Source organism: Caulobacter sp. DWR2-3-1b2, assembly GCF_049896345.1.
Taxonomy (GTDB): Bacteria; Pseudomonadota; Alphaproteobacteria; order Caulobacterales; family Caulobacteraceae; genus Caulobacter.
In genome coordinates this window covers 142,312-154,531 of the sequence record NZ_JAFCUC010000006.1, presented here as the reverse complement: position 1 = coordinate 154,531, position 12,220 = coordinate 142,312, and the positions used below count along the sequence as shown (strand labels likewise).

The 12,220-nt window shown below is 65.1% G+C and carries 10 protein-coding genes; 7 read left to right on the top strand and 3 right to left on the bottom strand.

Annotation, left to right across the window (positions count from 1 at the left end):
* Window positions 1–16 precede the first annotated feature (16 nt).
* Window positions 17–496 carry a hypothetical protein gene (locus ACP694_RS16285; protein ID WP_426014073.1) on the bottom strand — a complete coding sequence of 160 codons (480 nt, stop codon included), beginning with the start codon at window positions 494–496 and terminating at the stop codon, window positions 17–19.
* A 55-nt stretch (window positions 497–551) separates the two neighbouring features.
* Here ACP694_RS16285 and ACP694_RS16280 point away from each other — a divergent pair, with 55 nt between their 5' ends.
* The 7 genes from ACP694_RS16280 (at window position 552) to ACP694_RS16250 (ending at window position 10,095) form a co-directional block, all read left to right on the top strand.
* Window positions 552–938 carry a BRO-N domain-containing protein gene (locus ACP694_RS16280; protein ID WP_426014071.1) on the top strand — a complete coding sequence of 129 codons (387 nt, stop codon included), beginning with the start codon at window positions 552–554 and terminating at the stop codon, window positions 936–938.
* Window positions 878–1,276 (top strand): BRO-N domain-containing protein, encoded by a 399-nt coding sequence (locus ACP694_RS16275; RefSeq protein ID WP_426014069.1) that lies wholly within the window; start codon window positions 878–880, stop codon window positions 1,274–1,276. Before ACP694_RS16280 ends, ACP694_RS16275 begins: the two co-directional genes overlap by 61 nt.
* Window positions 1,277–2,122: 846 nt before the next feature.
* A complete protein-coding gene (locus ACP694_RS16270) occupies window positions 2,123–2,827 on the top strand; it encodes a recombinase family protein (protein ID WP_426014067.1) in 705 nt (234 codons plus the stop codon).
* A 639-nt stretch (window positions 2,828–3,466) separates the two neighbouring features.
* Window positions 3,467–3,844, top strand: a complete 378-nt coding sequence (locus ACP694_RS16265) for a hypothetical protein (RefSeq protein ID WP_426014065.1) — start codon at window positions 3,467–3,469, stop codon at window positions 3,842–3,844.
* A gap of 77 nt (window positions 3,845–3,921) precedes the next feature.
* A complete protein-coding gene (locus ACP694_RS16260; RefSeq protein ID WP_426014063.1) occupies window positions 3,922–4,263 on the top strand; it encodes a hypothetical protein in 342 nt (113 codons plus the stop codon).
* 151 nt (window positions 4,264–4,414) lie between these two features.
* On the top strand, window positions 4,415–8,518 hold the full coding sequence (locus ACP694_RS16255; protein ID WP_426014061.1) for a hypothetical protein: 4,104 nt from the start codon (window positions 4,415–4,417) through the stop codon (window positions 8,516–8,518).
* Window positions 8,519–9,096: 578 nt separating this feature from the next.
* Window positions 9,097–10,095, top strand: coding sequence for a DNA cytosine methyltransferase (locus ACP694_RS16250; RefSeq protein WP_426014059.1), 999 nt, complete (start codon window positions 9,097–9,099; stop codon window positions 10,093–10,095).
* On the opposite strand, the gene ACP694_RS16245 is transcribed toward ACP694_RS16250, so the two are convergent.
* The gene (locus ACP694_RS16245; RefSeq protein WP_426014058.1) at window positions 10,069–11,115 is read right to left on the bottom strand and encodes a hypothetical protein; all 1,047 of its coding nucleotides are present in this window, start codon (window positions 11,113–11,115) and stop codon (window positions 10,069–10,071) included. The genes ACP694_RS16250 and ACP694_RS16245 overlap by 27 nt on opposite strands.
* A gap of 212 nt (window positions 11,116–11,327) precedes the next feature.
* Entirely contained in the window at window positions 11,328–12,212 is an 885-nt protein-coding gene (locus ACP694_RS16240) for a 3-keto-disaccharide hydrolase (protein WP_426014057.1), read from the bottom strand.
* Between the last annotated feature and the right edge of the window lie 8 nt (window positions 12,213–12,220).

Genomic DNA, 12,220 nt, shown 5'->3' with positions numbered 1-12,220 from the left:
GGCGTCTCGCCGGGCCTCACGGCGCAGCGCAGTTTTCCACGGACTTGGAGCCGGTAACTCCGGCGGCGTAGGACGCGCAGGGATTGAGGTCGGCAACCCAGCCGACTGCCCGTGTGCCCACCCAGTGCGCTCCAGAAGCGACCAAGCTCACGGTTACGACGGTAATCACAGTCGAGCCAATTTTACGACCTGTTGAGGTTGCCGTGTCCGTCCAAATCGGCGGAAGTGCGTTCAGGAGCCCGAGGTACAGAAACGGAGAGATCACGCAGAGGAACAGAAACGGGCCAAAGCATAGGAACACCCCAATGATCCCGCCGACCGCCCAGGATGCTTTGAACCCCACGATGATGAGCGTCAGTGCACCGACCACCGAAACGACGACGCAGTAGACCAGCCAGAAGAACAAGGGCACCGTGAGGACCGAAGCCAGCCCCATCCGAAAGTACGTGCGAAGCCCGGCTGTCTGTTCGCTTCTATGCGCTGCAAGTTCGGTCATGAGTGGTCCCCGATGCGCGGATAGCGCCACTGCCGGGTAGGCACCAGTTGCACGGGTGTTGCAAGTGCCTAGCCCTTTTAGAACTGGGGGTTTAGCGCCTCGCCCTGACCTGATTGCTGGAGTTGTACTGCCGTTCCAGCCTCCTGCACCGGATCACCCCGCCCAAACCCCCACCATCTTCACCTTCGCGCCAACCGGACGCGACGAGCCGGTCAACATCAGGACCACCATGATCAACGGTGAGCCGTGGTTCGTGGCGGCTGACGTCTGCCGAGCGCTCGGTATCTATCAGACCACCAAGGGGCAGGCCTCCGCGATCATGCAGCGGCTCGAAGACGACGAGTTCCGAACTCTGCTGCTTTTATCCCCCACCCACGGTGGGTGGGTAAGGAAGTCCGCCGCTCGATGCTCGTGCTCGCCGAGTCCGGCCTCTACGCCTTGATCAACCGCTCGGACAAACCCGAGGCCAAGGTCTTCCAGCGCTGGGTGAACCGCGAGGTCCTGCCGTCCATCCGCAAGACCGGCGGCTACCTCCTCAACGAGGAGGCCCGTGAGACGGCCCACGCTGACACGCGGGAAGCCATGCCGCTTCCTATGGACCTCGCCGAGGCCCTCGCTGCGTTCACGACGGCGCAGCAGGAGACGAACCGCCTGCTGGGGGAACTGTTGGCCTCTGGTGCCAAGACGGTTGCCGCCGCCTCCGCAGACCTGCCGTCCGTTCGGTGCCGCCGTTTGGCTCGATGGTTTTTAGGGTCAGAAAGCCGAGGGGGCATATGGTAGGTGCCTAGCCTTCTTTACCCCCCTACCGGGGGGCGGCCTGACAGTTCCGGGAGCCCTCCGCTCGCTTCACGCTGGATGCAGCCTCAAATGCTGGCGGGGCGCTACTATACGGCGCTTGGGCAGCGCGGCACTTCGGTCAACCTCAGCACTGCCCTGGCTGACGGCGGGTCGCGGTTCGTGGCGGCTGACGTCCGCCGGTCGCCCGGCCTTCGGCCCGATGCCCCTCCATTGGCTAGGGCGCTGCACGACCGCCACGGCGGTTGCTCCTGCCCAAGCGCGTAGGTGGGCGCACAAGCAAAAGGACCAGATGGGTTGTCCATCTGGTCCTTCGGTTGCTCTAGCCAGCTACCCGGTCCTCGGCGCTAGCGCGCCGGGGGCCGCGTCAGAATTCTACAGCGGTGACGCGCAGCTTCAACAGGAATCGAGCCTATCCCCGCTGGGTATGGTTCGTTCTGAAAGCTTGGAGCTGTACCCTGAACGCAGCCGCTGAGGCCTGTATCCATGCAGCGTCATCGAGCCCGACTAGCTCGTCATCGACGGTGCCAGTGGAAACGGACGGGGCGTCGCTACCGGCTTGGGCAGCGACGCGCGTCAAGTGAGCAATGTTCAAGGGAGAACTCCGTAAGACGCGGCGGGTGTTCGCCGGTGAAGCTTCTCTGAGTCGTCCGGCAGAGTCTGTCAACCGATTGATTATATTTAACTATCTGCGCCAGTGCGGAGGCTGCAGCGTTGCAGGCAGGCGACAGCGCGGGACTGGAGGGGGAGGTGCGGCGTCCGTCATATCGCGGTTGACACCCGACTCCATCGACCATATCGAACTGTGTAACGTCCGTTTGGAAGTTTGATATGAACACCCGCTTTGTAGCCTACTACCGAGTTTCGACCGCCCGGCAGGGGGCTTCTGGTCTTGGGCTGGCTGCCCAGCGCCGCGCCGTGGGGGAGTACCTTGAGCGGTCAGGCGGGACGCTGGTCGCCAGCTATGAAGAGGTCGAGAGCGGGAAGCGCGCCGACAGGCCCGCCCTGGCGGAAGCAATGGAGCGGTGCCGGCTGACAAACGCGCGGCTCCTCATCGCAAAGCTCGACCGCCTTTCGCGCAACGTCCACTTCCTGACCGGCTTGGAGGAGGAGGGCGTGGACTTCGTCGCCTGTGACATGCCCCAAGCCAACCGGCTGACGGTCCATATCATGGCGGCGGTGGCGCAGCAGGAGCGCGAGGCCATCTCGACGCGGACGAAGGCGGCGCTAGGTGAGATCAAGGCGCGCTTGAAAGACGGGTTGCCCTATGCGTCGAAAAAGAGCGGTCGGCCCGTCACCCGGCTGGGCAACCCTGCGGGCCTCAGCGTCTCTCGGCGCGACCTGGGTCCAGCGGCAGCGGCTGCCAAGGCTGACGCCTTCGCTGCTCGCGTCCAGCCCATCGCCACTAGGCTTCGTGCCGAGGGCCTATCGCTCGCCCATGTGGCGGCGCAGTTGGACGAGATGCATATCGACACCCCTCGCGGGAAAGGCTGGACAGCGATGGGCGTCAAACGCCTGCTCGACCGGCGGGTGTGATGGCGGCGGCAAGTTACTGATTTGTTTAGCCTATCCGGCTCCGGCTTCGTTGTCGCCAGGCACGGCGAAAAGCTGAACGAAATCAGATGGATCAATTGGTACGTCCTTTAGAGACCAAGCCAGTCCGCCCTCCGGTTTCCCTACAGTTGTTCCCCTAGGCTGTCCTACGGCTCCCCGCCGCTAGCCAAAGGCTGCCGACTGCTGGCCCACAAGGTCAGGGCAGGGAGATGCACCTCCACAGTCCATCCCCTCATGCCAGCTTCGTCGTGCTGGCCTTCTCCTGTCGAGGAGTCCCGCCCGCGCTGGCGTGTCGAGGCTGACCTTAACGAATCCCGCAGCGAAGCTTCTTCGTTGCGTCCCCTTCGCCCCTGACCTTGCCCTCTGGTCAGTTGGCGTCGTTCCCCCGGTCGCCTCTGGCGCTCCCGAAGCTCCCTGGCCCTGGCTTAGGCGACGCGACGGGGGCGACCGGGGGCTTTGTCCGAAATCACCACGCCAACCCTGTCAGACCTCGGCCCCGCTCCCTGCGGCGTTCGTTCGTCTGCCCCACTTTTTGCCCATGTGTATCGACCTGCACAGGGCGTCCCTCACCCCCTTCATCATCCATCAACGCTGCGGCCTTTTGGCCGGGGCTCCAGACCCATGAGCACCATGCAAGCCGCCACCCTACCCGACAATCGAACACCCGCCTTTTCCACGGGGAACGAGGTCTTCCTGAAGACCGTCCAGCGCCGTCGCGTTGGCGAGGCTGAAACCGCATACGCCATCGCCGACTGGTTCGCCGGTCACCCGTGGACGCTTGAAGACGCCCAATGGGTCGCGAAGGAACGCAAGTCCGTCCACCTCCACGATATGGGCGACAAGCTCGTCAACAAGGGTGTGGTCATCGCGACCCGCAACCCGCCTGCGGTGCCCGACGCCCAACCGGGGGCCAACCTCGCGCACCTGTCGGAAGCCCGCGCCGTCGCCCGCGTGGCGCTTCGGGGCGACCATGAGCGGCTTTACGGCCCTCGCCCCTAACCCTGCGCACACCGCCCCCTCATCAAGGCCCCTGTCAGCCAAGCGCTGCGGGGGCCTTCTGCATTTCAGGACCTCACATGACGAAGACCAAAACTCCCATGGCCACCCACGAAGACGATGGCTCCACCTTGCGCGTCCCCCTGGGCAACCGCCCTGGCTACTTCGCCACCATCGACGCCGCTGACCTCTCCCGCCTGCACGACTGGGGATACCGGGGCGGGTGGTTCGCCAACTCCAACGGAAATCGCCGACAGTACGTGAGGACCAGCGGCCAGCCAGGAGACCCCACGTTGGTGCAGGTGTCCCGACTGATCACCGGGGCAGGCCCTCGGCAGATCGTCCGCCACCGAGACGGCGACCGTCTGAACATGACCCGCCGGAACCTTGAGGTCATCTCGCGAGCCAGCCGCCGGGTCTAGGCCCCCAGCCAATAGCGAGGCCATCGCCACGGCCTCGTCAGGTTGGTTACGCGCGGTCGCATCCTGTTCGCCGCCCCGCTCAAACGCGCAAGCGGCTCAATAACCCCGTCATCAGAACCATTCCCACCGCTGCCCGCTAGAGGAGAGCCGCTTGGCCCATAGCCCCCAACACGTCGCCGGACGCACTAACCTTAGCAGTGATGATCAAATCGACTTCGCGACCCCTGCCCAGAACCACCCCGCCGCCGGCGGTCTCGACCTCAGTGCCGACGACGGGGTTGATTTCGGGGCCTCTGAGGCTTCCTTCGCACCCACATTCGCCGCCTCCAGCATCCCCCAGCGCAGCTACGCGCCGCCGATCGTCAACCCCACCCCCCGCAAGCCGGGCTGGGTCGAGGACATCCTGTGGCGCGGCGTGGCGGGAGGCCTGGAGCGCGCCATTACCGGCGTCGCCGAGACCGCCTTCGACGTCGTGGACGGCCTGTACGACATGCAGCGCCAGGACGACGCCACGCTCGACAAGGCGCTGTTCGCCGAGAGCGGCCAGCACACCAAGATCATGACCTTCGAGGGCGGTAAGTTCGCCTTCGTCCCCTATGACCAGGCCAAGGACCACACCGTCCGCCGCCTGCTCGACGAGCACAAGGTGTTCGACGCCCAGATACCCAAGTCCGAGGGCGGCTTCGCCAAGCTCACCCAGGCCGTCGTCGGGTTCGCCATCCCCTTCAGCAAGACCAAGCTGGCGCTGGAAGGCGCGGGCATGTTCGCTCAGTGGGGCAAGTTCGCTCCCCTGGCGGCTGACGTTGTGGCCAGCGGCGTGGCCGCGTTCAGCAGCCTGCACCCGCTCGAAGGCAACCTCGCCAATACCGCCCACGAGATGGGCATGGACCGCTCCGCCTTCGGCGAAGCGACCAAGTTCAACGGGCTGGTCGATGCGCTGAGCGTGGACAAGAACGACGACGCCATCATGGCCCGCATGAAGAACACCGCCGCCGACTTCACGACCAACCTCGCGTTCGCCGGGGGCTTCGAGACCCTCGCCAGGGGCTTCAAGCTCCTGCGGGGGTCACAGATCGTTGATGCCGCTGGCACCCTTACGGAGGCCGCTGGCAAGACGGTCGTGGCTCACGACGCCTCGGTCACCCATGCCGAAGTCAAGGCGCACGTCGCTGACCAGATCGCCGCCGAAGCTGGCCACCAAGCCGACCTCTTCCCCGAGGGTGGCCTGGGCGTTGCTCCGGCTGAGGTCCACACCGCCCGCCCTGTCGGCGACCAGATCGACAGCGTCGAGTCCATGATCCTGAACGTCGAGCGCAAAGGCGCGACGATGACCGAGGGCGAGATCACTGAGCTGGCCCAACAGTTCCTCGGGCACACTCAGTTCGAGGGTATCGAGCGGATCGGCGTCAACCCCAGCCGCCTGGACTTCGGCGAGTGGATGGCCAAGCACGCTGACCCCGAGGCCCTGCGCGGCTCCATCGACGACCTCCTGAACCGCATCTCTTCCTCGGAGGTTGGCAAGCGGCTGGCCGACGCGATGGGCTCCGCGCCCCGCACGGATGAGGCTGCTGCCTTCCTGTCGAAGATGATCGGCAGCGACGTCGCCAAGGTGATCAACACCTTCAAGGGCAAGACCCGCAACCTCGACGTCCACGTCCGCGCCGCTTCGGCCCTGGTCGGCGGCGAGGCGCGCAAGCTGATCGTCCACGGGGAAGCCCTCGGGGAAGCCATCACGCGCGGCGAGTTCACCTTCGACAACCCTGCCCACCCGGCCTACGTCGCCTTCCTCAAGCAGTTCGAGACCCTGACCACCCTCCAGGCTGCCATGCGTGGCTCCTTCTCGGAGATGGGCCGGGGCCTGCGCTCCATCCAGATGATGAACGCGGTGCGGACGTCGAAGGAAGGCGTCGAGCTGGCCAAGAGTGTGATCAAGGACCCCGCCGCCCGAGCCGCCAAGCTCAAGTCGTCCTGGGAGGAGAAGCTCCGCCAACTCGGCGATGCCTCCACCCCGGCGCAGCGCAAGGCCCTGTTCGACCAAGTCATGAAGGCCAACGGCGACCTATCAGCCGTCGCGGCTGCCATCGCCAAGCAAGAGGGCGGCTTCAAGGTGCGGGGCATCCGTGCGCTGCGCGAGACCTCCGCGAACCTGTTCAGCGTCGGCACCGCCTCGGCGACCGCCCTGGGCATGGTGACCAACCACAGCCTAGACCTGATCGCTGGCCTGGGCCACGGCCCCCTGGCTTGGCTGACCAAGCGCGACGACTTCCTGATCGCCGCCGCCGTCAACCGCGCCAAGTGGGCGACCGTCGCTCCTGCCTACGTCAACGGCCTGACCCGCGCCCTCCAAGTGGCTGGTGCCTCCCTCATCCGTGAGGTTGGACACGCTGCCGAAGGTGCTGGATCGGCTGGCCTCAAGGGCTCCATGGCTGCCGAGAAAGCGGCCAAGGACTGGGAGCGGATGATGGGCAGCGTGCCCACCCTTGCTGGCGACAAGTTCGGCCAGCACGCCAGCGGATCGGTGAGCCTCAGGTTCCACCGCGAGGCTGCCATGCGCGACCCGGCGATCTACCTGTCGGCCAGCGAGGTGGACAGCCTGATGGCCCAAGCCGACCACGGCCCGGCCTTCCTGGCTGCGTCCGCGCGGGCGACTGTCGGCCTGATCGTCAACACCTTCGGCGCGCTCACCCGCGCTGGCCGTGTGATGACCATCGAGTTCCTCGACGAGCTGACCGGCACGGCAGTCTACAGCGCCCACCGCTATGCGGAGGCCGTTGGGGTGACCACCGAGCAGGGCCTGAAGATCGGCAAGACCGGCAAGGAACTCTCCGACTACGCCCACCGCAACGCCAAGGTCCTCGTCTCCAGCACCTCGCGGGAGACTGCGGTCCACCTGCAGAACGCCATTGAGGCGGGAGGCGGTGACCCGGCGCGCATCGCGCAGTTGGCTGAGGACGTGATCCAGCGCCACGGCATCGAAGAGATCGCCCAGGCTGACGCCCGTCGCATGCTGTTCCAAGACGCTCCGACCACCAGCATCGGCAACGCAATGTCCAAGGCTGCCAAAGCAATGGACCCCGCAGGCATCATCGCGCCGTTCGTCAACACTCCGATCCGCATCCTTGAGACTGGCATCATGGACTACTCCCCCGTGGGGTTGTTCAAGAAGCAGCTTCGGGAAGACCTCCGGTCCAACGGACCCAAGGCCACCGAGGCCCTGGTCAAGATGGGCATGGGCACCTCGGTGCTGCTGATGGGCTACAACATGGCAGCCAATGGCTCCCTGGTGGGCTACGACGGCGGCTTCAAGTCGAGCAGCCGGTCCCTCCGGTCGCAATACTCCATGAAGGTGGGAGACCACTGGATCGAGTACGGCCGGATCGACCCGCTCGCGACCCTGATCGGCATTGGCGCGGACCTTTATCAGTTCGAGAAGGCTATCGAGGACTCCGACCTGTCGGGCGACCCCTCCATCGCCCACCGCTTGGCAAGCCTCGCCGACGCCGGGTGGTCCGCGATCACCACCAACATCATGTCGAAGACCTACCTCCAAGGCCTCCAGGCTGTTTCGCAGCTCGCCAAGGAAGACACCCAGGCCCAAGGCCTCCAGCAGATCGCGGGGGGCCTCCTCCAGCGGTTCGCCCCCATGGGCGGGATACAGAAGGGCATGTCCAGCGAGGCCAACGACCAGACCCTACAGACGACTGATCCGGCGGACTGGTGGGAGCAGATGAAGAACCAGTACGTCTCCTCGTACTTCTTCGCCAACGTGGCGCTCCATGAGCGTCGTGACGGCTTCATCGGCCAGCCCGTCGAGTACGACCGCGTGGCTGGCATCAAGGTGTCCAGCCGCGACGAGGACCCGCTCTACGTCGAATTGGCCCGTCTGTCGTTCCAGTTACCGAAGGTTCCAGGCTCCATCGGCGGCGTCAGGCTGACCGGCGACCAGCAGCACCGCCTATTGGTCCTGATGGGCGACACCAAGCTGGGCGACAAGACCCTGCCGGAGAGCCTCCGTGACTACGTCACCTCGCCTGAATGGTCCAGCTATACGGACTACCAGAAGGTGGAGGTCATGAAGGTTGTTAGACAGGACTACTACGACAACGCCAAGGCTATACTGGTCGAGGAGGAGCGCGGCTTGCAGATCGACGCGGCGGCCCTTCAGTTCCAGCGCGAGCTGCGGCAAGGCGGGACGCCTGACAAGGCGATCCCCGCACAGGTCCAGGCGTTTAAGGAGCAGTTGTCCAGGCAGTGAGCTTGGGCGGCGCGGCGGGAAGTGGCATGCGCGCTGCCTCCCGACTCCATCTCATTCCAACTTCATCATGCGCCCTCGTCAGCATCCCGCTGGCGGGGGTTTTTCCAAGGGATCAAGACATGCGCAAGAGCAACAACGGCGCGCCTATCAGCGTTCGTGGAGAGGGCAGGGAACTCCGAACGACATACGGTCGCTGGGCATATGACACTGCCGCAGCCGAGGTGATGGAGGACCCGAGGGTTGCCCTTGGATTGCCTGCGGTGGTCGAGACGGTCAGCGAGAAGGAGGCCGCTGTAATCCTCGGTATCGCGCCTCGGTCTCTTGCAGATCGGAGAAGGCGGGGGACGGGGCCACGGTTCGTGCTTCACATGGGCGCGGCCCGATACCACCATGAAGACATCGGACGTTGGGCAACAAGGTGAGTCGGGTTTGGGCACCCCGCCCGCATCGCGGCTCACGCCATGTCGTGGATAACGGCCTGTTAGGAAATGCGGACGAACCTCCGCGTGAAGCGTTGCGTTCTAAGCTTGTTCTGCTAGTCGTGCCGAGCTCTGTGGCGTTGATGGGAAGGGGAGGGAATGGCGTTTACGACACTCGACCTGTTCTCAGGGGCTGGCGGTTTGAGCCTTGGCCTTGAAGCCGCAGGCATTCACAGCACCCTGGCGGTCGAGATCATGCCCGACGCCGTCGCCACTTACCGCGCTACCTTCCCCCATGCAGAGGTCCACAACGGCGACATTCGCAATGTCGAGTTCGCGCGCTGGGCTGGCGTTGACGTTGTGGCCGGTGGGCCGCCCTGTCAGCCGTTCTCAATCGGCGGCCTCCGCCGTGGACGCGAGGACGTCCGAGACTTCCTGCCCGAGTTCGTTCGGGCCGTACTCGAAGTCCGCCCGCGCGCGTTCATCATGGAGAACGTGCCGGGCCTTGCCTCTTTCGGCCCGTACCTCAGAACGGTGTTAGAGCCCCTCTTCGATCTCTACGCGATCTCCGAGCCTCAGGTGCTCAACGCCGCCGACTACGGTGTCCCGCAGAGCCGCAAGCGCCTCGTGATCGTGGGCAGCGCCGAGGGCGCGCCGTTCCGCCTGCCGCCCGGCTGTCCCGAAAACCGGGTACCTGCGGGCGCGGTGCTGACCCGTGAGCCTCGTGGTGAACCGAACCCGTCAAAGATCGTCTTCGCGAAGAACCCCGACCTCCGGCCGAACCCGTATCAAGGGCACCTGTTCAACGGTGGTGGCCGGGCTGTCGAACTTGGCCGGGCGTCACCCACGATCCTCGCCGCCGCCGGGGGCAATAAGACCCACTTCCTCGACCTCGAAGACCGCATTCCGGCGTACCACCGCCACCTCAAGAACGGCGGCTCGCCCTACGTTGGTGAACTGCCGGGCGCGCGACGCCTGACTGTGATGGAGAGCGCCGCGCTCCAAAGCTTCCCCGAGCATGTGCGGTTCCTGGGGTCGCGCAGCTCCCAGTATACGCAGATCGGCAACGCGGTGCCGCCCAGGTTGGCGCAGGCTATCGGTAACGAGCTGGTGGAGCAGGTGTTGGGGCGTTCACGCCGTAAGCGCGTGGCTGCCTAGAAGCCCAACGAACTTGTTGACCCGTTCCATGTCGGGTTGGCTGTGGACCAGATGGCCGTGGAGCCGCCGAAGGGCCTCTTCGCGGCCTGGCTTCCTTAGAACGCCCACAAGCGTCCGCAGGAAGCTTCTGACGTCCATAACCGACACGTCCGTGGTCGTCCCGGTCAGCGCGTCTACTAGGCCGGTGAGGTCGTTTCCGTGAGCTAGTATGTGGACGCGGGAGAGGTCTGCTTCACGGGCGGAGATCAATGCCTGGGCGACCTTGAGTTTCCAGTTGCTGGCGGAGACCTCAAACGCTTCCTCGATCTTGTTCCCGCGCATGATTTGAACGTCGGCGGTCGCGCCGGAACTGGCGTCAGAAGCATTGATGTGCTTGGTCTTGATCGACAGGCCGCCGCCGATCCCGCCGCTTAGCCCGAACTCATCGAGCAGCGCTTCGAGGATGGCGGCGGTGGCGAACTGCTCGTATGCCCCGCCCGAGCCCTCCAGAAGCAGAGCGTCAAGGAAGCCTGATACCTTGGCGAAGGTCAGTTCACTCCGAGCGAGTGAGGGCATCGCTAGAACCGGCCGGGATGTGATCGCGGTCGCGGCGACCACGTAGGAGAATAGATCGGCACGCTCCTCTTCGGACGTGTCATTGAGCATGGACAACAGCTCGTCGTACTCACGCACGTTGCCCCGGATGAGGTTGTCGTTGTTCTTCCCGATGTTCTGGTAGGCGTCCTTAACGCTGAGAATGTGACGATACCGCGCAGCGGTACCCACCAGCTTGCCGCTGACCCTCGCACCGAACGCCGCAATGCTGTGGTCGAACTCCCCAGTCTGCTCCAGACCGAAGGCGAGCTGAATCAGGATCACGTCCCGGTAGGACGCCCCCTTCTTGACGCTCACGTCCGCCCGCTCGCGGAGCGCTTCGGGTAGGCTTTGAGCCAGCCGGGCGACGTCTGCTTGTGCCGTTTCCGGCGCGGCCAAGTAGGCGTCGAGCGCGTCAATGATCCTTGCCGCTGCGACGTGCGACATAGGGCGGGACTTGGACGACTCAGCTTTGGCCATGCGCCTATGGTGGCGCACCGCGTTGCCGGGAGTCCACCAAGCAGCAGCGCCCCCCTTGACTGTATCACACGACTGTTTCACACAGCGGGCGTGGGTGGTGCTAAGCCCTTGAAATATCTAAGGTCAATTTCAGGAGCAGGCTCTCCCTCCAGGCCTACCACCTGCTTTTCAAGACCCGCCTAGTTCCCAACGATCTTCGGCAGCGCCGTGATCGGCTCCAGCGCGATGTCGCGGAAGAAGGTTTCGGCGCCTTCGGACTGTAGCTGGATCGCGCCGTGGGTCAGGGGCTGGCCCTCGGCGCGGATGTCACGGACCTCCATCACCGGCACGCCATTGACCACGTGGATGGCGCTGTCGCCCAGCACATAGAGGTCCAGGGTGTTCCACTGGCCGGGCGGCTTCTCGGCGTCGCTGGCGGCCTCGACGTTCCAATTTGGCGTAACGACGGCCACGTCGCGGCCGGTGGGCGAGAACCGCAGCTTGGGCTCGATCAGGCTGGGGTCGTCCACCGCCTTGACCGTGGCGCTGACCGGGTCGCCGACCCGCACGACCATGCCGACCGACCCGAGCATGATCTCGAACTCCATCGACCGGCTCCAGGTGCCAAACACCGCGCCGGGCGCGCCGTGCGAATGGTAGAGCAGGCCGTTGTTGGGGGCCTGGGTCTCGCGCGGCGCCCAGCGGCCCTTGCCCCATTTGTATTGCAGGCGCAGGTGGTAGTCGCGGAAGTCGCCCTTATGGACCAGGCTGCCCCAGGTCTTGCCATTGACATAGAGGGCGGGCCGGCCGTCCTCCTGAACCACCTTGAAGATCTCCGCGCTCTCGACGGTTGCGCCGATCGGAGCGACAGGCGGATCCTTGTAGGTCAGGCCCGGGTCGCGATAGCCGAGCCAGGCGTTCCAGTCGGTCAGGTCCTTGCCGTTGAACAGCGACACGGCGGGACCAGCAGCCTTGGGAACCTCGACGAGCTTCAGGGGCGGCCGGGCGAGGGCGAGGGCGAGGTCGGGGGTGGTGGCGACGAGCGCCATTGCCAGGATGGGGGCGACGGCCAGGGTCTTGAGCATGTTTCCTC

Coding starts and splice junctions, on each gene's coding strand:
- ACP694_RS16245 (WP_426014058.1), bottom strand. CDS start 11,115: ATGTCGCACGTCGCAGCGGCAAGGATCATTGACGCGCTCGACGCCTAC.
- ACP694_RS16260 (WP_426014063.1), top strand. CDS start 3,922: ATGACGAAGACCAAAACTCCCATGGCCACCCACGAAGACGATGGCTCC.
- ACP694_RS16265 (WP_426014065.1), top strand. CDS start 3,467: ATGAGCACCATGCAAGCCGCCACCCTACCCGACAATCGAACACCCGCC.
- ACP694_RS16270 (WP_426014067.1), top strand. CDS start 2,123: ATGAACACCCGCTTTGTAGCCTACTACCGAGTTTCGACCGCCCGGCAG.
- ACP694_RS16240 (WP_426014057.1), bottom strand. CDS start 12,212: ATGCTCAAGACCCTGGCCGTCGCCCCCATCCTGGCAATGGCGCTCGTC.
- ACP694_RS16285 (WP_426014073.1), bottom strand. CDS start 496: ATGACCGAACTTGCAGCGCATAGAAGCGAACAGACAGCCGGGCTTCGC.
- ACP694_RS16250 (WP_426014059.1), top strand. CDS start 9,097: ATGGCGTTTACGACACTCGACCTGTTCTCAGGGGCTGGCGGTTTGAGC.